We start from the raw sequence: 24,099 nt of genomic DNA, 5'->3' as shown, positions 1-24,099 counted from the left end.
GCGGTCATACCCAGCTCGCGTTACCGGCGCGGACCAGCGCCGATGCCACCGACCCGGTGACCTCTTCGACGGTGATGGCCATCAGCAGGTGATCGCGCCACGCCTTGTCGACTTCGAGGTAGCGCTGCAACACGCCCTCCTGGCGAAACCCCACCTTCGCCAGCACGGCCCGGCTCGCGGCATTTTCCGGGCGCACGGTCGCCTCCACCCGGTGCAACATCACCGGTCCGAAGCAGTGATCGAGGCCGAGGGCCAAGGCCGCGGTCGCCACTCCGCCGCCGGTGGCCGACCGCGGCACCCAGTAGCCGATCCATGCCGAGCGCAGCGCGCCGTGCGTGACGTTGCCGACGGTCAGCTGGCCGCAGAACCGGCCGTCGAGCTCGATGACGTAGGGCAGCATCCGGCCCTGGCGTGCCTCCGCCCGCAGGCCGGAACACAGCGCCGGCCACGCGGCCACGGCATGCCGGGCCGTCCAGTCGCCCTCGGCGCTGGGCTCCCACGGTTCCAGGTGCGCACGATCGGCCAGCCGGATCCGGCTCCACTGTGCGCCGTCGCGCAGCCGCACCGCTCGCAGCCGGACCACGCCGGCCGGAACCCGCAGCGGCCCAACGCTCATGGGCCAGCCCGGATGACGAGAAGTGGAGCGCAACAGGTTCACCGTGGACGCAGTCGTTCCGCTCAGCCGCGCTGGGCCAGGAAAGCGACGTCGACGATCTCGCCGGTGCGAATCTGCTCGGCGCCGGTGGGCACCACCACCAGACAGTTGGCTTCGGCAAGGGTGGCCAGCAGGTGCGACGCGCCAGGGGCGCCGCCGAGTGCCTGCACCAGATACTCCCCGCTCTCCTGGTCGCGCATCAGCTGGCCGCGCAGGTAACCCTTGCGCCCGGCCACCGACGTGATCGGCGACAGTGTGCGAGCCTGCACGATGCGGCGCATCGGCTGGCGCTTGCCCAGCGACAGCCGGATCAGCGGGCGGACCATCACCTCGAAGACCACCAGCGCGCTCACCGGGTTGGCCGGCAACAAAAACGTCGGAACGCCCTCGCGGCCCAGCTGCCCGAAGCCCTGAACGGAGCCGGGATGCATCGCGACCCGGACGACCTCGAGCTCGCCGAGCTCGGAGAGCACCGAGCGCACCGCTTCGGCCGCGGCGCCCCCGACCGCGCCGGCGACGACGATGACCTCGGCGCGATTGATCTGGCCCTCGACGATGTCGCGGAGCTCCCTGGGGCCGCCGCCGACGATGCCGACGCGGTTGACCTCGGCGCCGGCATCGCGGGCCGCCGCCGCCAGCGCATAGGAGTTGACGTCGTAGACCTGCCCGTTTCCCGGGGTGCGCGAGATGTCGACCAGTTCGCCGCCCAGCGCCATGATCGTGACCCGCGGCCGCGGATGGACCAGCACGCGTTCGCGACCGACCGCGGCGAGCAGCCCGACCTGGGCAGCGCCGATGACCGTTCCGGCGCGCACCGCGACGTCACCGGGTTGGACGTCGTCGCCCGCGCGCCGCACATAGGCACCCGACGGCGCTCCCCGGTAGATCCGCACCCGCGACGTTCCGCCGTCGGTCCACCGCATCGGCAGGACCGCGTCGGACAGCGTGGGCAGCGGGGCTCCGGTTTGCACGCGGACGGCCTGGCGTGGCTGCAAGCGGCTGGGCGTGCGCGAACCGGCCTCGACGGTTCCCATCACCGGCAGCACCAACCCGTCGCGCGCGTCGTTCTCGGGTGAGTCGTCGAGCGGCTCGGGGAGACTGTCGTTGCCGACCTCGCCGACGCCGAGGACGTCGACGCTGCGCACCGCATAGCCGTCGATCGCGGCCTGATCGAAACCGGGCATCGGGCGTTCGGTCACCACCTCCTCGGCGCACATCAGTCCCTGCGCCTCGGCGATCGCCACACGTATGGGCCGCGGGGCCACCGCGGCAGCCGTGATCCGGGCCTGCTGCTCTTCCACAGAACGCACAGCGCGCCTCTCTGCCCTCAATGCCTGACAGGCGGCGGCCCGCCGGCCGGGTTACCGCCGGGCTACTGCTCGGCCAGGCCCAATCGCGCCACCAACCATTGCCGCAATTCCGGGCCGTAGTCGTCACGATCCAATGCAAAGTCAACCGCAGCCTTGAGGTAGCCGCCAGGATTTCCCAAGTCGTGTCGAGATCCGCGGTGCACGACCACATGCACCGGGTGGCCCTCCGAAATCAGCAGCGCGATCCCGTCGGTGAGTTGCACTTCGCCGCCGGCCCCGCGCTCGGTGCGGCGCAGCGCGTCAAAGATGGCGCGGTCGAGCACGTATCGGCCCGCCGCGGCGAACAGCGACGGCGCGTCCTCGGCCTTCGGCTTCTCGACCATGCTCTTGACCCGGAGCACGTCGGGGTTGTCGTCGTCGGGCACGGGCTCGACGTCGAAAACCCCGTAGGCGCTGATCTCTTCGGGGGTGACCTCGATGGCGCACAACACGGTGCCGCCGTGGTGGGCCCGCACCTTCGACATCGTCCCGAGCACCCCGGTCGGCAGGACCAGGTCGTCGGGCAGCAGCACCGCGATCGCGTCCTCGTCGTCGGACAGCCGCGATTCCACGCACCCGATCGCGTGGCCCAGCCCCAGCGGTTCGCTCTGCACGACGGACTCGACCTTGATCAGTCGCGAGGCGCGGCGGACCTTGTCGAGCATCGCGGTTTTGCCGCGCTCCTCCAGCGTGCTTTCCAGCACCAGGTCTTCGACGAAATGCGCGACGACACCGTCCTTGCCCTCGGAGGTGATGATCACCAGGCGTTCGGCGCCGGCTTCGGCCGCCTCGGCGGCGACCAGCTCTATGCCCGGGGTATCGACGACCGGCAGCAGTTCCTTGGGGACCGTTTTGGTCGCCGGCAAGAAGCGGGTACCGAGACCGGCGGCGGGCACAACAGCCGTGCGTGGCACCACCACGTTTGGGCATGACATCGTTCACACGATAACCCGCATCCTCTTTGCCGAGTCGATGTGGCGCGGGCAAAGTCCTGGCTGTCATGGTTGTCGCATGGCAACCACGGGCAAGGCCGCGTTGCGCGAACAGCTACTCGCGGCCCGGCGCCGCGTTGCCGACGACGTTAGGGCCGCCGAGGCGGACTTGCTGCGGCAGAGGCTGGAAGCCTCGGAAAGCATTGTGAGCGGCGACAGCACGGTCTGTGCCTACGTGCCTGTGGGCACCGAGCCGGGGTCGATCGAGCTGCTGGACATGTTGCTGCGGCGCGCCGGGCGGGTGCTGCTGCCGGTCGCGCGCACCACCGCCGACAACACGCCCTTGCCGTTGTCCTGGGGTGAATACCGGCCCGGCACCCTGACCACCGGACGGTGGGGATTGCTCGAGCCGCCGCAGCCGTGGCTGCCGGCATCGGCCCTGGCGGAGGCCGCCCTGGTGCTGGTGCCGGCGCTGGCCGTCGACCGCGGCGGGGTGCGGTTGGGCCGGGGCCGGGGCTTCTACGACCGCTCGCTGGGCGGCCGCGACCCCCGGGCGCCGCTGGTCGCGCTCGTCCGCGACGCGGAACTTCTCGACGAGATCCCGGCCGGTCCGCACGACGTCCCCATGACCCATGCGCTCACTCCGCAGCGAGGACTGATCGCCCTCGATTCGCGCTGACACGTCGGGAATGAGACATGTCACGTGGCGGTTCTAGCACTTGAGACGCTAGAGTGCTAGCCAGGTTTGCAATCATCCGGAGGTTTTCGTGCCGACTTACAGCTATCAGTGCACCGAGTGCGACGATCGCTTCGACATCGTGCAGGCCTTCACCGACGATGCGCTGACCACGTGCAAACGCTGCTCCGGTCGGCTGCGCAAGCGCTTCAACTCCGTCGGAGTGGTGTTCAAGGGCAGCGGGTTCTACCGCACCGACAGCCGCGAGTCCGGCAAGAAGTCGGCGGCCTCCACCAATGGCTCGTCGTCGAGCGACTCGGGATCGAGCTCGGGTTCCAGCGACAAGTCCAGTTCCAGTGACAAGTCCAGCTCGAGCGAGAAGTCGAGCAGCACCTCCACAGCGTCCACCGCCGCCGCCACCAGCTGAGGTTATCCACACGGGCGTTGCTGACCGGCGACCCGCGCGCCGCGTTGCGCCTACCGTTGCGGCGTGGGCGAATCATCGCTGAACCCAAGCGTATTGAGCCGGCTGTCGCTGTGGTTGCGACCGGACTGGACGCGCACCGTGCTGGCGCGCCGTGTCGCGGCGGGCGTGCTGGTCGTGCTGGCCGGAATCGCGACTCTGCGTTCCAATCCCGCCGGTGACTACGCGCAGGTGGTGGTCGCCGATCACGACCTGCGGCCCGGCGCCGCGTTGACCGCCACCGACGTTCGACTCGAAAAGCGTTTGGCTGCAACGGTTCCCGACGGGGCACGCGCCGACGTGGGCGCGGTGGTGGGTTCGACGCTGGCCGGCCCGGCCAGGCGCGGCGAGGTGCTCACCGACGTCCGGCTACTGGGCAGCCGGCTGGCCGATGCCGCGCTCGGGGCGAAGGCGGGACCGGGGGCCCGCATCGTGCCGCTGCATCTGTCGGACGGTGCCTTGATCGACCTGGTCCGGGTCGGGGACGTCGTCGATGTGCTGGCCGCACCGGCGGCGACGGGCGGGCCGGAAACCGCCCACGCCGCCCCCAAGGTGGTGGCCACCGACGCCGTCGTTGTCCTCGTGTCGGCCAAGGAAAAACTCCAGGCCGCCGATGGCGACCGCGTGGTGTTGGTTGCGTTGCCGGCCCGTGTGGCCAACACGGTGGCGGGCTCGGCGCTGGGTCAATCGGTCACGCTCACCCTGCACTGAGCGCGTCGCCCCACCCTCGCATCCGTATTCGCTGGATCAGGCGGCCGTCTGGAGGCTGGCACAGTATTTGCACTTGCGCGCGGCCTCCGGGATGTCGGACTTGCACTCCGCGCATGCCTTGGTGGCCGGCTCCTCCCCGAACACGGTGACGCCGCGGCGGGCCTGGATGTGCTTGTACGGCACCACGATCATGAAGTACACGGCCGTCATGAAGACGACGAAGTAGATGATCGCCGAGATGAACGATCCGATGTCGAGGAAGGTCGCCTTGTTGCCCGCATCGCCGAGCTGCCAACCCAATCCGAGTTTCGTACCGGGCTGCACGGCGGCGACCAGCGGGTTGATCACGCTGTCGGTGAAGGCCTTGACGAGGTTGGAGAAGGCCAAGGCTACGACCAGACCGATGGCCACGGTGATCACGTCACCGCGCATCACGAAACTCTTGAATCCCTTTATCATGCGCACACCTCCCGTAGCGCCAACAATCAGGGCAGCGCGCTGCCGCCCGGAGAAAACGCTATGCCAGGTTGTGCGCTATCACACATTTCCCGAACGATTAGTCACCAAAGGTTGACCGCGTCGTGATGTCTTTACCTGGGAGCCGCTGCTCAACGGTGGTGTGGGGGCACGTTCTCCCGCAACCACTGCTCGTGCTCGTACGCGTCGGAATCGAGCCCGTCCGTTGACTCCTGGGTTCGTGAAACCAATTCGGCCTCGACACCGGAAGGTCTTGTCACCGCCGAACCCCAGGACCGCGAATCAGATCTCGAGGCTCGACAGCTGCCCAATGATCTGGGCCGCCAACGGATTCAGCGTCGCCATTCCGTCGCGCACCGCATAGCGGGAGCCGGCCAGGTTGACCACCAACGTACTGCCGGAGACCCCGGCCAGACCGCGGGACAAACCGGCATCGATGATGCCCGCGGACAGCCCCGAGCCGCGGATGGCCTCTGCGATACCAAGGATTTCGCGATCCAGGATCTCGCGGGTGGCCTCCGGGGTGACGTCGCGAGGGGTGACACCCGTCCCGCCGACCGAGACGACCAGGTCCACCCCGCCGATCACGGCGGTGTTCAGGGCATTGCGGATCTCGACCTCGTCGGCGGAGACCGCGACCACGCCGTCGACGACGAAACCCGCCTCGGTCAGCAGCTCGGTGACCAACGGGCCGCTATGGTCCTCGTCACCGTGCGCGGTGCGATCGTCGACCACCACGACCAGAGCCCGGCCAACTACCAACTCCGCCCCCGTTTCCATGGGTGCAACCGTATATCCGAGGTCCGACAGCCCGGTCGCCGAGGGTTCGTCCACTCTCACTACTGGTCCGCCTTCCCGAGAGTCACCGGCAAAGTCCGGCTGCCGCCGCCGGCGGGGTCGGAGAACGTCAGCGAGATCTTGTCGCCGGGCGCCCTGGACCGCACCGCGGCCACCAGCGCGTCGGCGCTGTTGATCGGGCGGTCGTCGACCTTGGTGACGACCACGTTCTTCGGCACTCCCGCGGCCGCGGCCGCGCCGCCCGCGACGACGTCGACGACTTTGGCGCCCGGGGTGCCCTTGTCGCTGGTCACCTGGACGCCGAGCGAGGCGTGCGACGCCTTGCCCGTGGCGATCAGCTCGTCGGCGATGCGCTTGGCCTGATCGACCGGTATCGCGAAGCCCAGGCCGATCGAGCCGCTCTGGGCGTCCGGCGACTCACCGCCCAGCGTGGCGATGGCCGAGTTGACGCCGACCAGCTGGCCGCTCATGTTGACCAACGCGCCGCCGGAGTTACCGGGGTTGATCGCGGCATCGGTCTGGATCGCGTCCAGCACGGTGTTCTGGTTGCCCGACTCACCGGTCGTGGACACCGGCCGGTTCAGCGCGCTGACGATCCCGGTGGTCACCGTGCCCGACAGGCCCAGCGGCGACCCGATCGCCACCACCGGCTGACCGACGTGTAGGTCCGACGAGGAGCCCAGCGAGATGGGCGTGAGCCCGGACATGCCCTGCACGCGAATCACGGCGATGTCGCTGGTGGGGTCGGTGCCGACCACCGTGAACGGGGCGGTGCGACCGTCAGAGAAGGTCACCGTGGTTTTCGGCGTCGGGCCGCCGGGTCCACCGGGAGGCAGCGGGGCCCCGGGAGGCCCCGCGGGAGCCTTGGGCGGACCCGCCGCGGCGGCGACCACGTGGTTGTTGGTCAGAATCAGCCCGTCGGTCGACAGGACGATGCCGGAGCCTTCTTCGGACTGTCTCCCGATGTCGGTCTCGAGCATCACGACGCTGGGCACGACCTTGGTGGCCACCTGTTCGACGCTGCCCGGTGGCATGTTCGCGGCCGGGACGCTGGGCGCCGCACCCACGATGCGCCCGCCGCCGTTGCCCGACGCGTGGTCGCCAAGCTCGATGGCCGTTGCCGCCGCGCCGCCGATACCGGCCGACACCACCGCGATGGCCAACGCCCCGACCGTCAAAAGCCCTGCGCGAGAACGCTTTCGCGGTTCCGGCGCGGCCGGCATTCCGGGCAGCATGCCGGGAATCTGGCCCGTGCCGGGGATCCGGCCGGGGCCGGTGTTGCCATACGGGTCATAGGGCGGACGGAACTGGGTCGTCTGCGACGGGTGCGACCGATAACGCCAGTCAAACTGCTGGTTGTACGGCTGCTGTTGCCCCTGGGCATAGCCTGAGGACCCCGCATGGCTCGGGACGGACGCAGTCTGATTCGGCGCGGGAGGGTATCCCGGCTGCTGCGGCGGTGGCGAATACCTCGGGTCATTCGTCATGTCGCTAAGTCGCTCTTCCTCTATCTCAATGTTTCGGCAAGTCGACGGCTGGGTTTAACAGTAGCCGCAGACCTACCTTGCCCGCGCGGACTGAGAGTCCACTGAGATAACGTTCGCCGATTCCCGAGAGTTCGCCTCGTCGCCGGCCACCGGCACACCTGCGTCGGACGCTGCGTCTACCTGGCCGGCTTCCGGCTCGGATGCGGAGTATGTCGTGGGTGGCAGCGGCCGCCCCGGCAACAGCACATAGAAGGAGGTACCCGGGGGCTGGCCGCCCGGGACGGTGTCCTCGACGCGCAGCAGTCCGCCATGGTTGAGCACGACCTTCTTGACGATCGCCAGCCCGAGCCCGGAGCCGGGCATGGCGCGCGCCGACGTCGAGCGATAGAAGCGTTCGAACACCAGTCGCCGCTCTTGCGGTGGAATGCCGGGGCCGTGGTCGGCGACCACCAGCTCCGCGTGCGACGGGTCGAGTTGTCGCATGGTGACGCCGACATGGCCACCGGGCGGGCTCCACTTGGCCGCGTTGTCCAACAGGTTCAGCACCGCACGCGATAACCCGGCGGCGTCGCCGTACATCTGCCACGGCGTCACGTCGACGTCGAAGTGAATGTCGTTGCGGCGCCGCCTGACTCGCTCCAGGCTGCGGTCGACCACATCGGACATGTCGACCGGCTCGTGCACCACCTGGCCGGCGTCGTCGCGGGTGAGGTCCACCAAATCGCCTACCAGCGTTGACAATTCCTCGATCTGCGCGAGCACGTCGGCGCGCAGGTCGACCATCTCTTGTTCGGGCAGCCGCGGCGCTCCCGGTTCCATCGACGCCATCAGCAACTCGACGTTGGTCCGCAGCGACGTCAGCGGGGTGCGCAGTTCATGTCCGGCGTCGGTGACCAGCCGCGCCTGGCGCTCCCGCGACTCGGCCAGCGCGCGCAGCATCAGGTTGAACGACTCGGTGAGCCGGGCCAATTCGTCGCTGCCGAACACCGGGATGGGTCGCAGGTCATCGGTGCGCGCCACGCGTTCGGCTGCCTCGGTCAGGCGGCCCACCGGGCGCAGGCCGGCCCGGGTGACCATGCCGCCCGCCACCGCGGCGACCGCCACCCCGACGCCGCCGACGATCAGCAGCACCCAGCGCAGTTTGTTCATCACCGCCTCGGTCGGCTTGAGGCTCTTGGAGATCAGCAACGAGGTGCCGTTCTGCAGGTGGACGGCGAGGATGCGCTGATCGCCGGCGGTACGCCGCGACATGAACAGGTCGCCGTGGATGACCGCCTTCTCCGGCGCGCCGACCGGCAGGGTCTGACCCGGTTGCTGGGCGGTGTAGATCGCATGGCCCGGGTTCACCAGGATCGCGTTGACGTCCGAATAGGCGGTGCCTTCAATGGCTTTGCCGGGGTCCGCGGCGAGTGAACCGCTGGCGATCAGCAGCTGCGCCCGAGATTGCAGTTGATTGTCGATGTCGCTGTACAGCGCGGCCGAGATCACGGCGTAGACGGCGAACGCCATCAGCACCACGACCATGGCGACCATCGACATCGCCAGCAGCATGACCCGCCACCGCAACGACAGCGACGGGGTGGCGCGCAGCGGTGGGCGCATGGGTGGGCGCTGAGGCCGGGGGAACTTGATCATCGTGGGGATTGCGTCGTCACGGTGGCGTCTCCCGAAGGACGTAACCCACCCCGCGCACCGTGTGGATCAGCCGGGGCTCACCGTCGGCCTCGGTTTTGCGGCGCAGATAGCCCACGTAGACCTCCAGCGCGTTGCCCGAGGTGGGGAAGTCGAATCCCCAAACCTCCTCGAGGATGCGGCTGCGGGTGAGCACGCGGCGCGGATTGGCGATCAGCATTTCGAGCAACGCGAATTCGGTGCGCGTCAGGCTGATCCGGCGCTCCCCGCGGGCGACCTCGCGGGTCACCGGGTCCAGGGTGAGGTCGGAGAACTTCATCGCCACCGATTCGGCGTCGTCCTCCGGCTTGGTCCGGCGCAGCAACGCGCGCATCCGGGCCAACAGTTCTTCCAGAGCGAACGGCTTCGGCAGATAGTCGTCGGCGCCGGCGTCCAGCCCGGCGACGCGCTCGGAGACCGAATCGCGGGCGGTGAGCACCAGGATCGGCAAGTCGTCGCCGGTGCTGCGGAGCTGGCGGCACACCTCCAGGCCATCCAACCGCGGCATCATCACATCCAGGACGAGTGCGTCGGGCCGATCGCTGGCGATCAGTTCGAGAGCTTCGACCCCGTCATGGGCCAACTCGACCGAGTAGCCATTGAAGGACAACGACCTACGCAGCGACTCGCGCACGGCGCGATCGTCGTCGACGACCAGTATTCGCACGGCCCCTAGTTTCGTCCCACCGCCTGAGACTGACCTGAGAGGCGCGCCGGTGAGGCATTCAGCGGGCTGCCGCCATCAGGTCAGCGGTGGTCGCAAGCGCGGCGAAGCCGGGCGCAGCGGGCCGCCGCCATCAGGTCAGCGGCGGTCGAGGTCGATCAGACCGAGGCGCGCGGCCTTGAGCAGCCTGCGCGGCACCTTGTGCCGCTGACCTGCGACCGTGACACCGACGAGTTCGGTCTTCTCGGCCTTCCACTGCGCGCGCCGGCTACGGGTGTTCGCGCGCGACATTCTGCGCTTGGGTACGGCCATGGTCGGGCCTAACTCCTCAATGTGGCTTGCGGTTCGGCATGTCGCGCGGCGTGGCCGGGGGGGCCGAACGGGCGACGATCGCGTATCAGGATAGTCGCTGGTCCGCTCGTCGCCAAAACGGACGCCGCCGCGCGCTCGCGCACCGCCGTGCGGGCACGGCCCTGGCGCACCCGCCCCGAAGTGGGATCCTTGACGTGACACCCGCGGTACCCGATAACCTACCGGTTGGTTGGTTGGGTCTCACCGGTGAATCCCTGAATGGAGGACGGGCATGGCCTCTGCTTCCGGCGCTTCCGTCCGGATCGCGAACTGCTCCGGGTTCTACGGCGACCGGCTGTCGGCCATGCGCGAAATGCTCACCGGCGGCGAGGTCGACTACCTCACCGGCGACTACCTGGCCGAACTCACCATGCTGATCCTGGGCCGGGACCGGATGAAGCACCCCGAGCGCGGCTACGCCAAAACCTTCCTGACGCAGCTCGAAGACTGCCTGGGCGAGGCCCGCGACCGCGGTGTGCGCATCGTCGCCAACGCCGGCGGCCTCAATCCGGCCGGCCTGGCCGACGCGATCCGCGCGCTGACCGAGCGTCTGGGCATCGACGCCCGGATCGCCCACGTGGAAGGCGACGATCTGTTGCCGCGCGCCGCGGAGCTGGGGCTCGGCAGCCCGCTCACCGCGAACGCCTACCTGGGTGCGTGGGGCATCGTCGACTGCCTGGGCGACGGCGCCGACGTCGTCGTCACCGGCCGGGTCACTGACGCCTCGGTGATCGTCGGGGCGGCCGCCGCGCATTTCGGGTGGGATCGCAGCGACTACGACCGGCTCGCCGGCGCCGTGGTCGCCGGCCACGTCATCGAATGCGGGGTCCAGGCCACCGGCGGCAACTACTCGTTCTTCACCGAGATCGCCGACCTGACCCACGCCGGCTTCCCCCTCGCCGAGGTCTACGCCGACGGATCGTCGGTGATCACCAAGCACCCGGGCACCGGCGGTTTGGTCAGCGTCGACACAGTCACCGCCCAGCTGCTCTATGAGATCACCGGGGCCCGCTACGCCAACCCCGATGTCACCGCCCGGATGGACACCGTCGAGCTCGCGTCCGACGGCCCCGACCGGGTGCGCATCAGCGGCGTGCGCGGCGAAGCCCCGCCACCCACCTACAAGGTGTCGCTGAACAGCATCGGCGGGTTCCGCAATTCGATGACCTTCGTGCTCACCGGCCTCGATATCGAGGCCAAGGCCGAGTTGGTGCGCCGGCAGCTCGACGCCGCGCTCACCGTCAAGCCCGCCGAACTCGAGTGGACCCTGGCCCGCACCGACCACGCCGACGCCGACACCGAAGAAGCCGCCAGCGCACTGCTGCACTGCGTCGTGCGCGACCCCGACCCCGCCAACGTCGGACGCCAATTCTCCTCGGCCGCCGTAGAATTGGCGCTCGCCAGCTACCCGGGCTTCCACGTCACCGCCCCGCCGGGCGACGGCCAGGTCTACGGCGTGTTCACCCCCGGCTACGTCGACGCCGACCAGGTGCCGCACGTCGCGGTGCACGCCGACGGGACGCGCATCGACATCCCCTGCGCCACCGATACTTTGGTGTTGGCTCCGGCCGATGCCCCGCCGCTGCCCGAGCCGCTTCCGGATGGCCCGGTGCGCAGGGCGCCGCTGGGCCGCATCGCCGGCGCCCGCAGCGGCGACAAGGGCGGCTCCGCCAACGTCGGGGTCTGGGTGCGCACCGACGAGCAATGGCGATGGCTGGCCCACACGTTGACCGTCGAACGACTCAAGGAGCTGCTGCCCGAAGCGGCGGACTTCGATGTCACCCGCCACGTGTTGCCGAATCTGCGGGCGGTCAACTTCGTCATCGACGGCATCCTCGGCCAGGGCGTCGCCTACCAGGCCCGCTTCGATCCTCAAGCCAAGGGGTTGGGCGAATGGCTGCGCGGCCGCCACCTCGACATCCCGGAGAGTCTGTTGTGATGAACCTTTGGACCACGCCCGAGCGCGAGCAGCTGCGAAAGACAGTGCGCTCCTTCGCAGAACGCGAGATCTTGCCCCATGTCGACGAGTGGGAGCGCAGCGGCGAGCTGCCGCGCGAATTGCACCGCAGCGCGGGAGCCGCCGGGCTGCTGGGCGCGGGCTTCCCCGAATCGGTCGGCGGCGGGGGCGGCGACGGCGCCGACGCGGTGATCATCTGCGAAGAGATGCATCAGGCCGGAGCCCCCGGGGGCGTCTTCGCGTCGCTGTTCACCTGCGGCATCGCGGTGCCGCACATGATCGCCTCCGGCGATGCCCGGCTGATCGAGGAGTTCGTGCGCCCGACGCTGGCCGGCGAGAAGATCGGTTCGCTGGCCATCACCGAGCCCGGCGGCGGTTCCGACGTCGGGCACCTGCGGACCTCGGCTGAGCGCGACGGTGATCACTACATCGTCAACGGCGCCAAGACCTACATCACCTCCGGGGTGCGCGCCGACTACGTGGTCACGGCGGCCCGCACCGGAGGCCCTGGCGCGGCGGGGGTTTCGTTGCTGGTCGTCGAAAAGGGGACTCCCGGCTTCGAGGTGACCCGCAAGCTGGACAAGATGGGCTGGCGGTCCTCGGACACCGCCGAGCTTTCCTACACCGACGTTCGGGTGCCGGTGGCGAACCTGGTCGGCGCCGAGAACAGCGGTTTCGCCCAGATCGCGCAGGCCTTCGTCGCCGAGCGCATCGGCCTTGCCGCGCAAGCGTATTCGAGCGCGCAGCGCTGCCTGGACCTGACGGTGCAATGGTGCCGCGACCGTGAGACGTTCGGTCGCCCGTTGATCTCGCGGCAGTCGGTGCAGAACACGCTGGCCGAGATGGCCCGCCGCATCGACGTTGCCCGTGTCTATTCGCGCAGCGTGGTGGAACGCCAGCTCGCCGGCGAGACGAATCTGATTCCGCAGGTGTGTTTCGCCAAGAACACCGCCGTCGAGGCGGGCGAATGGGTCGCCAATCAGGCCGTCCAGCTGTTCGGTGGGATGGGCTATATGGCCGAATCCGAGGTCGAGCGCCAATACCGGGATATGAGGATCCTGGGCATCGGCGGCGGCACCACCGAAATCCTGACCGCACTGTCCGCCAAACTCCTGGGATTCCAATCATGATCACACCGCGTCCTTGTCATCGCGTCGCTCTGCATCGTCGGCGGTGGTCATGACCGCGCTGCAGTCCACGCTCAACCGCGACGACGCCGTGTTCACCGAGGCGGCGTCGGCGGCGATGACGAAACTCGACGAGATCGACGCCGAGCTGGCCAATGCGCTCGCGGGCGGCGGGCCCAAATACGTTGAGCGCCACCACGGCCGCGGCAAGCTGACCGCGCGCGAGCGCATCGAGTTGCTCGTCGACGCGGACTCGCCGTTTTTGGAGCTGAGCCCGCTGGCGGCCTGGGGCAGCGCGTTCAAGGTCGGTGCCAGCACCGTCACCGGCATCGGCGTGGTGGAAGGCGTCGAATGCATGATTGTCGCCAACGACCCGACGGTCAAAGGCGGCACCAGCAACCCGTGGACCCTCAAGAAGATCCTGCGGGCCAATCAGATCGCCTTCGAGAACCGGCTTCCGGTGATCTCGCTCGTGGAATCCGGCGGCGCGGACCTGCCCACCCAGAAGGAGATCTTCATCCCCGGCGGGCGGATGTTCCGCGACCTGACCCGGCTCTCGGCGGCCGGAATCCCCACCATCGCATTGGTATTCGGCAACTCCACCGCGGGCGGTGCCTACGTCCCCGGCATGTCCGATCACGTGGTGATGCTCAAGGAACGCTCCAAGGTGTTCCTCGCCGGTCCCCCGCTGGTGAAGATGGCCACCGGCGAGGAATCCGACGATGAATCGCTGGGCGGCGCCGAAATGCACGCCCGCGTCTCGGGTTTGGCCGACTACTTCGCCGTCGACGAACTCGACGCGATCCGCATCGGCCGCCGCGTCGTCGCCCGGTTGAATTGGAGCAAGCAGGGCCCGAAACCCAAACCGATCAGCGAGCCACTGTTCGACACCGAGGAGCTCATCGGCATCGTTCCCGCGGATCTGCGGATCCCGTTCGATCCCCGCGAAGTGATCGCCCGGATCGTCGACGGGTCCGAATTCGACGAATTCAAGCCGCTGTACGGGTCCTCGCTGGTGACCGGCTGGGCCCAGTTGCACGGCTATCCGATCGGGATCCTGGCCAACGCGCGCGGGGTGCTCTTCAGCGAGGAGTCGCAAAAGGCCACGCAGTTCATCCAGTTGGCCAACCGGTCCGACACGCCGCTGCTGTTTTTGCACAACACCACCGGCTACATGGTGGGCAAGGACTACGAGGAGGGCGGGATGATCAAGCACGGCTCGATGATGATCAACGCCGTGTCCAATTCGACGGTCCCGCACATCTCGCTGTTGATCGGCGCCTCCTACGGCGCGGGCCACTACGGCATGTGCGGCCGCGCCTACGATCCGCGCTTCCTGTTCGCCTGGCCGACGTCGAAGTCCGCGGTGATGGGCGGCGCCCAGCTCTCGGGCGTGCTGTCGATCGTGGCCCGCGCGGCCGCGGAAGCCCGCGGCCAACAGGTCGACGAGGAGGCCGACGCGGCGATGCGGGCCGCGGTCGAGGGCCAGATCGAGGCGGAGTCGCTGCCGCTGGTGTTGTCCGGGATGCTTTACGACGACGGGGTGATCGACCCGCGCGACACCCGCACCGTGCTGGGAATCTGTTTGTCCGCCATCGCCAATGGCCCGATCAAGGGGACGTCGAACTTCGGCGTCTTCCGGATGTGAGCCCCATGGGAATCACGCGAGTTCTAGTTGCCAACCGCGGCGAGATCGCGCGCCGGGTGTTCGCCACGTGCCGACGGCTCGGCCTGGGTACCGTCGCGGTCTACACCGACCCGGACGCCGGCGCGCCACACGTCGCCGAGGCCGACGCCCGGGTGCGGCTGCCCAAGACCAACGACTACCTCAACGCCGAGGCCATCATCGCCGCGGCCCGCGCGGCCGGTGCGGACGCCATCCACCCGGGTTACGGGTTCCTTTCGGAGAACGCCGATTTCGCGGCAGCCGTCCAGGACGCCGGACTGATCTGGGTCGGGCCGCCGGTGGACGCGGTGCGCGCGATGGGCTCCAAGATCGAGTCGAAGAAGATGATGGCCGCCGCGGGCGTGCCCGTCCTCGACGAGCTCGATCCCGACACCGTCACCGAGGCGCAGCTGCCTGTGCTGGTCAAGGCCTCCGCGGGCGGTGGCGGACGCGGGATGCGGGTGGTGCGCGAATTGACCGCCCTGCCGGGCGAAGTCGAGGCGGCGCGCCGCGAAGCGCAGTCCGCCTTCGGCGATCCGACGGTGTTCTGCGAACGCTACCTGCCGACCGGTCACCACATCGAGGTTCAGGTCATGGCCGACACCCACGGCGCAGTGTGGGCGGTCGGGGAACGCGAATGTTCCATTCAGCGTCGCCACCAGAAGATCATCGAGGAGGCTCCCGCACCGCTGGTGGAGCGCACGCCGGGCATGCGCGCGAAGCTGTTCGACGCGGCCCGGCTGGCGGCCGGTGCGATCGGCTACACCGGCGCCGGGACGGTGGAGTTCCTGGCCGACGACGACGGCGAGTTCTATTTCCTGGAAATGAATACCCGGCTGCAGGTCGAGCACCCGGTCACCGAAGAGACGACCGGGCTGGATCTGGTCGAGCTGCAGCTCGCGGTTGCCGACGGCGCCCGCCTGGACGCCGAACCTCCGGCCGCCCAGGGTCATTCGATCGAGGCCCGGCTCTACGCCGAGGACCCGGCGCGCGGGTGGCAGCCGCAGGCCGGTGTGGTGCGCGCGTTCGAGGTGCCGTCGGTGCGCGCCGAATTCGGCTCGCTGGGACGACGGACCGGCATCCGGCTGGATTCGGGGATCGTCGACGGGTCCACGGTGTCCATCCACTACGACCCCATGCTGGCCAAGGTCATCTCCTACGCCCCGACGCGCCGTCAGGCGGCGCTGGTCCTCGCCGACGCGCTGGCCCGCGCCCGGGTGCACGGGCTGCGCACGAATCGCGACCTGCTGGTGAACGTGCTGCGTCACCCGGCGTTCCTCGACGGCGCCACCGACACAGCGTTTTTCGACACGCACGGCCTGGCGGGGCTAGCGGCGCCGCTGGGCGACGCCGCAGCGGTTCGTCTGTCGGCGATCGCCGCCGCCCTCGCCGACGCCGCGCGTAACCGCGCCCTCGCGCCGGTGCTGGGTGCCATCCCCAGCGGCTGGCGCAACCTGCGGTCGGGCTTCCAGGTCAAGACCTACAGTGACGATGACGGCAACGAACACCGCGTCCAATACCGTTTCGACAGAACCCGGTTGGCCCTCCCCGACGACCCTTCCGTGCAACTGGTGTCGGCCACGGCGAAAGCGGTGGTGCTGAGGACGGACGGCGTGGACCACCACTTCTCGGTGCGACGCTACGACACGGGAGATTCCGACGTCTACGTCGATTCCGCGCGCGGACCCGTGCACCTGATCGCGCTGCCACGGTTCCCCGAGCCCGGTTCGACCGTCGAAAAGGGTTCGCTGGTTGCGCCCATGCCCGGCAACGTCATCCGGCTCGGTGCCACGATCGGCGACACCGTCACCGCCGGGCAGCCACTGATCTGGTTAGAGGCCATGAAGATGGAACACACCATCACCGCACCGGTCGACGGCGTTCTCGCCGAGCTCAATGTCCAGACCGGTCAGCAAGTCGAAGTGGGCGCCGTGCTGGCACGAGTGGAAGCCCCGCAATCCGAAGGAGATCCCCAGTGACCGACAGCAGCTTCATCGAGAACGAAGAACGCCAGGCCCTGCGCAAGGCGGTAGCCGAGTGGGCGTCCAACTACGGCAGCGAATACTACCTGAAAAAGGCGCGCGCCCACGAGCACACCGACGAATTATGGTCGGAGGCAGGCAAACTCGGCTTCCTCGGGGTGAACCTTCCCGAGGAGTACGGCGGCGGCGGCGCCGGAATGTACGAGCTGTCGCTGGTGATGGAGGAAATGGCGGCCGCCGGCAGCGCGCTGCTGCTGATGGTGGTGTCGCCCGCCATCAACGGCACCATTATCAGCAAGTTCGGCACCGAGGAGCAAAAGAAGCGCTGGATCCCCGGCATCGCCGACGGCACCCTGACGATGGCGTTCGCCATCACCGAGCCGGACGCCGGATCCAACTCACACAAGATCACCACCACCGCCCGCCGCGACGGCAGTGACTGGATCCTCAAGGGCCAGAAGGTGTTCATCTCCGGCATCGACCAGGCGCAGGCGGTGCTCGTGGTGGCCCGCACCGAGGAGGCTAAAACGGGCAAGCTGCGCCCCGCGCTGTTCGTGGTGCCCACCGATTCGCCGGGCTTCACCTATACGCCCATCGAAATGGAATTGATCAGCCCCGAACGCCAGTTCCAGGTCTTCCTCGACGACGTCCGGTTACCCAGCGACGCGCTCGTCGGCGCCGAAGATGCCGCCATCGCACAGCTTTTCGCCGGCCTGAACCCCGAACGCATCATGGGCGCGGCCAGTTCCGTCGGGATGGGGCGGTTCGCGCTCGACCGGGCCGCCGAGTACGTCAAGACCCGGCAGGTGTGGGGCGCGCCGATCGGCTCGCACCAGGGCCTGTCACATCCCTTGGCGCAGTGCCACATCGAGGTCGAACTCGCCAAGCTGATGATGCAGAAGGCCGCGACGCTGTATGACTCCGGCAACGACATGGGCGCGGCCGAGGCCGCGAACATGGCCAAATACGCTGCGGCCGAAGCGGCTACCCGGTCGGTGGACCAGGCGGTGCAGTCGATGGGCGGCAACGGGCTCACCAAAGAATACGGTGTGGGTGCCATGCTGACCTCGGCGCGGCTGGGCCGCATCGCCCCGGTCAGCCGCGAGATGGTGCTGAACTTCGTCGCGCAGACGTCACTGGGCCTGCCGCGAAGCTACTGAGATCCTGCCGATGGACACGCTCGTCGAATACGCCGGGCCCGCCGACACGGGCGGGCCGTACGCGCGGCTGACGTTGAACTCACCGCATAACCGCAACGCGCTTTCCACCACACTGGTCGCCCAGTTGCATCAGGGGCTGCGCGACGCCTCGTCGGATCCGGCGGTGCGCGCGGTGGTGCTGGGCCACACCGGTGGCACCTTCTGCGCCGGTGCGGATCTGAGCGAGGCCGGCGGGGGCGAGGCCGGCGGCGCAGCCGGGCGAAGCGGGTCGCCACCGTCGGCACGTGGCGATCGCGAGGCCGGCGGGGCCGGGCGAAGCGGGTCGCCACCATCGTCATATGACACGGCCGTCGCCCGGGCCCGGGAGATGGCCGCGTTGATGCGGGCCATCGTCGCCTCGCCACTGCCGGTGATCGCCGCCATCAATGGGCATGTCCGGGGGGGCGGCTTCGGCTTGGTGGGCGCCTGCGACATCGCGGTCGCCGGGCCGCGCAGCACCTTCGCGCTGACCGAGGCCCGCATCGGTGTCGCCCCGGCGATCATCTCGTTGACGCTGCTGCCGAAGCTGTCGCCGCGCGCTGCGGCGCGCTACTACCTGACCGGCGAAAAATTCGACGCCGATGCGGCGGCCGAAATCGGGCTGATCACCATCGCCGCCGAGGACGTCAACGCGGCGGTCGACAAACTCGTCGCCGATGTCGGCCGCGGGTCGCCTCAAGGGCTCGCGGCTTCCAAGGCATTGACCACCGCCGCGGTGCTCGAGGGGTTCGACCGCGATGCCGAACGGCTCGCCGAGGAATCGGCGCGGCTGTTCGTGTCCGACGAGGCCCGCGAAGGCATGTTGGCGTTCTTGCAGAAGCGGCCGCCGAGCTGGACGAGTTAGCCACCGACAAGTTAGCCAGATGTCTAAGAGCGGTCCGGTCAAATCGGTCGGCGGTCGCGCCCGCGCCGGTGCAAGGTTGCAGTTTAGCCAATCCTCTTGCAGCAAAACCTGGACGTCGTAGGCTCGTGGGTGATGAGCAACTCAACGCAACGGGATGCGGAGGACACGCACGACCAGCCGTCGCGCGCGGCCGATACCGATCGCATACAGACTGCGCAGTTGCTCGCGTACGCGGCCGAGCAGGGCCGCCTGCAGCTCAACGACTACGAAGACCGTTTGACCAGGGCCTATGCCGCAACGACGTATGAGGAACTGGACCGGTTGAGGGCCGATCTGCCCGGCGCGCCGATCAGCCCGCGCCGCGGCGGCAAACCCAACCCGGCGCCCTCGACGCTGCTGCTGGCCCTGATGAGCGGCTTCGAGCGGCGCGGCCGATGGAACGTGCCGAAGAAACTGACCACCTTCACGCTGTGGGGCAGCGGAGTGGTCGATTTGCGCTACGCCGACTTCACCTCGACCGAGGTCGACATCCATGCGATGTCGATCATGGGTGTGCAAAACATTTTGCTGCCGCCCGAGGTCAACGTGGAGGTGCATGGCCGCGGCGTGATGGGAAACTTCGACCGCGGCGTCGACGGCCAGGGCGCTCCCGGGGCACCGACGGTCCACGTTCGCGGCTTTTCGCTGTGGGGCGGCGTCGGGATCGTGCGCAAAGCCCGCAGGCCGCGCGGCGGGTAGGCCCTCCCTGGTAACGGAGCGTCAGCCGGGCACGTAGTCGAAGGTGTCGGGGTTGGGTCCGTTGCGTCCCGACTCACCCTTGTTCAGCGCGGAGATCGCGTCCATGTCGGAGCCGTCCAATTCGAAGTCGAACAGCTCGAAGTTGGATTTGACCCGTGCCGGTGTCACCGACTTGGGGAAGACGATGTCGCCGCGCTGAATGTGCCAGCGCAACACCACCTGCGCGGGCGTCTTGTCACGGGACTCGGCGATGCGCTTGATCGCCGGATCGTCGAGCACCTTGCCTTGGGCGATGGGAGCCCACGCCTCGGTGGCGATGCCATGCTCGCGTCCATACGCCCGCACCTCGTCATTGCCGAAGTAGGGGTGCACCTCGATCTGGTTGACCGACGGGACAGTACCGGTTTCGTCGGCGAGCCGATTCAGATGTGCGACTTGGAAATTCGAGACACCGATGCTGCGGGCTCGCCCGTCCCGTGCGAATTCTTCGAAGACCTTCCACGTCGAGACGAAATCGCCGTCGTACAGCGTGGGCAGCGGCCAGTGGATGAGGAACAGGTCGACGTAGTCCGAATCGAGCGCCTTGAGCGTTTGGTCGAACGCGCGGCGCGCGTCGTCGGGCCTGTGAAAGCCGTTGTTGAGCTTGCTGGTGATGAAGACCTCGCCGCGGTCCAGGCCGGCGTCGCGGATGCCTTCTCGGACTTCCTTTTCATTGCCGTACATCTCGGCGGTGTCGATGTGCCGGTATCCGATGTCCAGCGCCGTCTTGACCGCCGAGGCGGTCTCGTCGGGTTTGATCTGGAACACCCCGAAACCGAGCTGCGGGATTTCGACGCCGTCGTTGAGTTCGATCGTGGGAACCTTGCTCATGGGGCGTTTCTCCTTCTGAGGTTTACCGACGGCGGCGGGATCGTAGGTAGTCGCCGACGACCGCCGCTCCCAGCCCGTCGAGATCGGGCACCACGACACGTCCTTCGACGCGCCGGGCGACTTGGTCGATGAAGCGCGCCAGGCCGGGGTCGCTACCCAACCGGAATATGGTGATTTGCGCACCGAGGCGGGCCATTTCGTCGAAGCCGCGCACGGTGTGGGCGATGGTCCGCGGGTGCGGCGGGTAGTCGAAGAAGACCGTTGTGCCGTCACCGTCGAAGTCCTCCAGGTGAGCGGTCGGCTCGCCGTCGGTCACCACCAGCACGACGGGTTGGGCGTTTGGGTGGCGTCGCAGATGGCGGCCCGCCAGCGCCAGCGCGTGATGCAGGTTGGTGCCCTGCTCGTAAACCCCCTCGAGTCCGGTGAGCTCGGCGGCGGTCACGGTCCGGGCGTAGCGGCCAAAGGCGATGATCTGCAAGGCATCCGAGCGGAAACGCGTGCACACCAGGTGGTTGAGCGCCAGCGCGGTCTGCTTCATGGGCAGCCAGCGGTTCTCCATCACCATGGAAAACGACGTATCGACCAGCAGCGCGACGGCGGCCTGCGTGCGGGTTTCTGTCTCGGAGACCTCGACGTCGTCGACGGAGATCTTCAACCGCGCGTCCGGCCCGTCGAGGGTGGCCGTTCCCGCCTGCCGCAGAACGGCGTTGGTCAGGGTGCGGGAGATGTTCCACGGTTCGGTGTCGCCGAACTGCCAGGGCCGGGTGGCGCCGGTGAGCTCGCCGGCCGCCCCGGCGCGCCGATGATCACGCTCGCCGCGCCGCCCGGAAAGTTGTTGTGCCACATCGCGTAGCGCCGTCTCGCCGAGCCGGCGCATGGCTTTCGGCGACAGCCGCCACTGGCCGTCGGAACCGCGGTCCAAAAAGCCCTGATTGACCAACGCGCGTTCCAATTCGGAAAGCGTGCGGGCGTCGACGGCCGCCTCGTCGCCGAGCTGGCGTGCCAACGCGTCCAGGTCGACGTCATCCATGGTGGCGCCCGGATAGCTTTGGGAGAGCTGCTCGGCCAGTTGCTCGAGTTCGGCGATGTCGGACAGCGCCTGGGTGCCCTCGCCCATCCCGAACGGGTTGTCACCGGAGAATTGTTCGGACCCGCTCCAGTCCTCGCCCGGCCGCGCCGCCTGAAGGTGCGCATCGAGCCGATTCAGCGACTCCATCAAGGCCGGGGAGCCGAATGCCTGCTGCGCCAAGGCATCCAGTTCCGCGCGCTGCTCGGCGCTCAGGCTGTTGCGGAAGCGCTGCGCGGCGGCGGCGCGCTTGGCCAGTGAGTCCAGCAGCTCGTCGACGTTGCGCGGGTTCTCCGGGAAGAACTCGCCGTGGGAGTCCATGAAGTTTTCGAAGTCTTCTTGGGTGTCCTCGCCGCGGGCGTGCTTGTCCAGCAGATCGTTGAGGTCCTTCAGCATCTCGTTGACGCGCTGACGGTCCTCGTCGGTGGCGCCCTCTAGCGCCTGCTTCATGCCCGCGAAACGTTGGTCCAGCATCTCGCGGCCGAGCAGATCCTTGATCTGGTCGTACTTTTGGCGCGCCTCGCCGCTGCGCCAGTTGTACTCGGAGAGCTCCTGGACGGCCTTGGCCGGCGATGCCGGCAGCGCGTCGAGCTGGAGTTCGCCGAAACGGGCGTCGTCGTCGAGCGCGCGGGCCAGCTCCTTGCGTTCGGCCAGCACCGCCTCGTCCAACAGTTTCTTGATCTCCTGCAAGGTTCCGTCCAAGTTGTTGCGCCGCAACAACTCCCGTCGTCGCCGGTTGGCCTCGGCCGCCAGGCGGTCCGCGCCGGGCATGTTCTTGGTGCCGCGGCGCAGCAGCTCCGAAAGCGCACGGCGCGGCGAGGTGCCGGCCATGACGTCCTGGCCGATCTGTTCGAGCGCCTCACGCAGATCCACCGGCGGCGCCAGCGGGTCGGGCCCGCCGGTGTACGCCGAGTACCGCGAAGAGTGCCCTCGTGACGATCGCGAGCGCGGCGAGGCCGGGCGCCGCGGGTCGTCACGATCAGAATCAGCCATAGACCGTTTGCCCCTCCTCGGACACCTTGTCGATGCGCTTGGCCAGATATAAAGCCTCGAGCGCCAGTTCCAGCGCGGCGGCGCGCTCGCCCTCCGACCGCGCGCCGACCTTGTCCGCGATCTTTTCCACCACCGGCAGGCTCGGCACCGCGGCCAGCACGTCCTTGGCCGAGACCCGCTCGCCCGTCGTCACCGCGGAACCACCCTCGACCGCGGAGACCAGCGAACCGACGTCGATGCCGCCCAGCACCCGCGACGCCGTGTCCGCGGTCGCCCGGCGCAGCAGGTGTTCGAGCACCGCCTGTTCGCGGCCTTCCTCACCGGACTCGAATTCCAGCTTGCCGCGCAGGACGTCGATCACGGTGCCCAGATCGACCACCCGCGCCACCGGGTCCGTCTCCCCCAGGATCGCGCCGCGATGGCGGGCGGCGGCCGCGACGGTCTCGGCGGCGGCGATGGCGAACCGCGCCGACACCCCCGAGCGCTGATCGACGGAGTTCGACTCCCGCAGGTAGCGGGCGAACCGGGCGATGATCTGCATGAGGTAGTCGGGCACCTGGGCCGACAGGTGCGCCTCCTGCGCGATCACGCCGACTTCCGCCTCCAGCTCCAGCGGGTAGTGCGTCCGGATCTCCGCGCCGAAGCGGTCCTTGAGCGGGGTGATGATGCGCCCGCGGTTGGTGTAGTCCTCGGGGTTCGCACTGGCGACCACCAACACGTCCAGCGGCAGGCGCAGCGTGTAACCGCGGACCTGGATGTCGCGTTCCTCCATCACGTTGAGCATCGACACCTGGATGCGCTCGGCGAGGTCGGGAAGTTCGTTGACCGCGACGATGCCGCGGTGCGCGCGTGGAATCAGCCCGTAGGCGATGGTCTCCGGGTCCCCGAGGCTGCGGCCCTCGGCGACCTTGATCGGGTCGATATCGCCCACCAGGTCGGCGACGCTGGTATCCGGGGTGGCGAGCTTTTCGGTGTAGCGCTCGCTGCGATGCTTCCATTCCACCGGAAGGTCGTCGCCCAGGGTGGCGGCCTTGCGGATCGACTCCGGCGTGATCGGCGAGAAGGGATGCTCACCGAGTTCGGCGCCGGCGATCACCGGCGTCCACTCGTCGAGCAACCCGACCAGCGCGCGCAGCAGCCGGGTCTTGCCCTGGCCGCGTTCGCCGAGCAGGACGAAGTCGTGCCCCGCGATCAAAGCCCGCTCGAGCTGGGGCAAGACGGTGTCGTCGAATCCCAGGATGCCGGGCCAGATGGCTGCGCTGTCCGGCCCGTCGGCCAACGCGGTCAACAGATTTTCGCGGATTTCCTGCTTGACTCCCCGTTCACGGTGACCGGCGGCACGCAGTTCGCCGACGGTGCGGGGCAGGTTGCTCGGTGACGTCACCACTCCACGCTACGACGCGGGCTCAGACGAGTCATGCGA

22 protein-coding genes are annotated in these 24,099 nt (G+C 68.6%); 10 read left to right on the top strand and 12 right to left on the bottom strand.

Translation table 11 applies throughout. The annotated features are described in order from the left end of the window. Nucleotides 1-4 precede the first annotated feature (4 nt). The 3 genes from AC0KTM_RS03035 to AC0KTM_RS03025 form a co-directional block, all read right to left on the bottom strand. Nucleotides 5-658, bottom strand: a complete 654-nt coding sequence (locus AC0KTM_RS03035) for a GNAT family N-acetyltransferase (protein WP_225328016.1) — start codon at nucleotides 656-658, stop codon at nucleotides 5-7. 20 nt (nucleotides 659-678) lie between these two features. Further along, nucleotides 679-1,965: a molybdotransferase-like divisome protein Glp gene (gene glp, locus AC0KTM_RS03030; protein WP_225328015.1), complete on the bottom strand. Its 1,287-nt coding sequence runs from the start codon at nucleotides 1,963-1,965 to the stop codon at nucleotides 679-681. Between the two features lie 62 nt (nucleotides 1,966-2,027). Further along, nucleotides 2,028-2,939 carry a UTP--glucose-1-phosphate uridylyltransferase gene (locus AC0KTM_RS03025; protein ID WP_225328014.1) on the bottom strand — a complete coding sequence of 304 codons (912 nt, stop codon included), beginning with the start codon at nucleotides 2,937-2,939 and terminating at the stop codon, nucleotides 2,028-2,030. Between the two features lie 76 nt (nucleotides 2,940-3,015). Between AC0KTM_RS03025 and AC0KTM_RS03020 the strand changes: the two genes are divergently transcribed. From AC0KTM_RS03020 to AC0KTM_RS03010, 3 genes are all read left to right on the top strand, one after another. Further along, on the top strand, nucleotides 3,016-3,615 hold the full coding sequence (locus AC0KTM_RS03020; RefSeq protein WP_238958251.1) for a 5-formyltetrahydrofolate cyclo-ligase: 600 nt from the start codon (nucleotides 3,016-3,018) through the stop codon (nucleotides 3,613-3,615). An 88-nt stretch (nucleotides 3,616-3,703) separates the two neighbouring features. Next, nucleotides 3,704-4,039 carry an FmdB family zinc ribbon protein gene (locus AC0KTM_RS03015; RefSeq protein WP_238958252.1) on the top strand — a complete coding sequence of 112 codons (336 nt, stop codon included), beginning with the start codon at nucleotides 3,704-3,706 and terminating at the stop codon, nucleotides 4,037-4,039. A gap of 63 nt (nucleotides 4,040-4,102) precedes the next feature. After that, on the top strand, nucleotides 4,103-4,786 hold the full coding sequence (locus tag AC0KTM_RS03010) for an SAF domain-containing protein (RefSeq protein ID WP_225328011.1): 684 nt from the start codon (nucleotides 4,103-4,105) through the stop codon (nucleotides 4,784-4,786). 36 nt (nucleotides 4,787-4,822) lie between these two features. Here the strand turns inward: AC0KTM_RS03010 and AC0KTM_RS03005 are convergent, their stop codons facing one another. The 6 genes from AC0KTM_RS03005 to rpmF all read right to left on the bottom strand — a co-directional run bounded on the left by AC0KTM_RS03005 (nucleotide 4,823) and on the right by rpmF (nucleotide 10,195). Continuing rightward, a complete protein-coding gene (locus AC0KTM_RS03005; RefSeq protein WP_225328010.1) occupies nucleotides 4,823-5,245 on the bottom strand; it encodes a large conductance mechanosensitive channel protein MscL in 423 nt (140 codons plus the stop codon). 300 nt (nucleotides 5,246-5,545) lie between these two features. Continuing rightward, complete coding sequence (locus AC0KTM_RS03000) at nucleotides 5,546-6,043, bottom strand: MogA/MoaB family molybdenum cofactor biosynthesis protein (RefSeq protein WP_225328009.1); 498 nt, start codon at nucleotides 6,041-6,043, stop codon at nucleotides 5,546-5,548. A gap of 59 nt (nucleotides 6,044-6,102) precedes the next feature. Then, entirely contained in the window at nucleotides 6,103-7,548 is a 1,446-nt protein-coding gene (locus tag AC0KTM_RS02995) for a S1C family serine protease (protein ID WP_225328008.1), read from the bottom strand. A 72-nt stretch (nucleotides 7,549-7,620) separates the two neighbouring features. Beyond that, nucleotides 7,621-9,183, bottom strand: a complete 1,563-nt coding sequence (locus tag AC0KTM_RS02990) for a HAMP domain-containing sensor histidine kinase (protein WP_225328007.1) — start codon at nucleotides 9,181-9,183, stop codon at nucleotides 7,621-7,623. A 16-nt stretch (nucleotides 9,184-9,199) separates the two neighbouring features. Beyond that, a complete protein-coding gene (mprA, locus tag AC0KTM_RS02985; protein WP_225328006.1) occupies nucleotides 9,200-9,886 on the bottom strand; it encodes a two-component system response regulator MprA in 687 nt (228 codons plus the stop codon). Nucleotides 9,887-10,021: 135 nt separating this feature from the next. Next, nucleotides 10,022-10,195, bottom strand: a complete 174-nt coding sequence (gene rpmF, locus AC0KTM_RS02980) for a 50S ribosomal protein L32 (RefSeq protein WP_003872812.1) — start codon at nucleotides 10,193-10,195, stop codon at nucleotides 10,022-10,024. 271 nt (nucleotides 10,196-10,466) lie between these two features. Here rpmF and AC0KTM_RS02975 point away from each other — a divergent pair, with 271 nt between their 5' ends. From AC0KTM_RS02975 to AC0KTM_RS02945, 7 genes are all read left to right on the top strand, one after another. Next, nucleotides 10,467-12,173, top strand: a complete 1,707-nt coding sequence (locus AC0KTM_RS02975) for an acyclic terpene utilization AtuA family protein (protein ID WP_472414932.1) — start codon at nucleotides 10,467-10,469, stop codon at nucleotides 12,171-12,173. After that, a complete protein-coding gene (locus tag AC0KTM_RS02970) occupies nucleotides 12,173-13,321 on the top strand; it encodes an acyl-CoA dehydrogenase family protein (protein ID WP_225328004.1) in 1,149 nt (382 codons plus the stop codon). The genes AC0KTM_RS02975 and AC0KTM_RS02970 overlap by 1 nt, the downstream gene beginning before the upstream one ends. A 49-nt stretch (nucleotides 13,322-13,370) precedes the next feature. Continuing rightward, on the top strand, nucleotides 13,371-14,966 hold the full coding sequence (locus tag AC0KTM_RS02965) for an acyl-CoA carboxylase subunit beta (protein WP_472414930.1): 1,596 nt from the start codon (nucleotides 13,371-13,373) through the stop codon (nucleotides 14,964-14,966). 5 nt (nucleotides 14,967-14,971) lie between these two features. Continuing rightward, nucleotides 14,972-16,963 (top strand): acetyl/propionyl/methylcrotonyl-CoA carboxylase subunit alpha, encoded by a 1,992-nt coding sequence (locus tag AC0KTM_RS02960; protein WP_238958255.1) that lies wholly within the window; start codon nucleotides 14,972-14,974, stop codon nucleotides 16,961-16,963. Next, nucleotides 16,960-18,126: an acyl-CoA dehydrogenase family protein gene (locus AC0KTM_RS02955; RefSeq protein ID WP_225328001.1), complete on the top strand. Its 1,167-nt coding sequence runs from the start codon at nucleotides 16,960-16,962 to the stop codon at nucleotides 18,124-18,126. The genes AC0KTM_RS02960 and AC0KTM_RS02955 overlap by 4 nt, the downstream gene beginning before the upstream one ends. 10 nt (nucleotides 18,127-18,136) lie before the next feature. Then, on the top strand, nucleotides 18,137-19,009 hold the full coding sequence (locus AC0KTM_RS02950; RefSeq protein WP_472414928.1) for an enoyl-CoA hydratase family protein: 873 nt from the start codon (nucleotides 18,137-18,139) through the stop codon (nucleotides 19,007-19,009). 132 nt (nucleotides 19,010-19,141) lie between these two features. Further along, a complete protein-coding gene (locus AC0KTM_RS02945) occupies nucleotides 19,142-19,747 on the top strand; it encodes a DUF1707 SHOCT-like domain-containing protein (RefSeq protein WP_238958258.1) in 606 nt (201 codons plus the stop codon). A 21-nt stretch (nucleotides 19,748-19,768) separates the two neighbouring features. On the opposite strand, the gene AC0KTM_RS02940 is transcribed toward AC0KTM_RS02945, so the two are convergent. From AC0KTM_RS02940 to AC0KTM_RS02930, 3 genes are read right to left on the bottom strand one after another with little or no spacing between them, the layout of a single operon-like run. Further along, nucleotides 19,769-20,617 (bottom strand): aldo/keto reductase, encoded by an 849-nt coding sequence (locus AC0KTM_RS02940; protein WP_238958259.1) that lies wholly within the window; start codon nucleotides 20,615-20,617, stop codon nucleotides 19,769-19,771. 22 nt (nucleotides 20,618-20,639) lie between these two features. Then, nucleotides 20,640-22,676 carry a vWA domain-containing protein gene (locus AC0KTM_RS02935; protein ID WP_238958260.1) on the bottom strand — a complete coding sequence of 679 codons (2,037 nt, stop codon included), beginning with the start codon at nucleotides 22,674-22,676 and terminating at the stop codon, nucleotides 20,640-20,642. Next, nucleotides 22,669-24,063 (bottom strand): sigma 54-interacting transcriptional regulator, encoded by a 1,395-nt coding sequence (locus AC0KTM_RS02930; RefSeq protein WP_238958261.1) that lies wholly within the window; start codon nucleotides 24,061-24,063, stop codon nucleotides 22,669-22,671. The genes AC0KTM_RS02935 and AC0KTM_RS02930 overlap by 8 nt, the downstream gene beginning before the upstream one ends. Nucleotides 24,064-24,099: the final 36 nt, after the last annotated feature.

The sequence above is a fragment of the Mycobacterium sp. NTMscope_Eco_3 genome, assembly GCF_976985685.1.
Note: the sequence above shows the minus strand (reverse complement) of the source record. Positions and strands in the feature narration are given on the sequence as shown.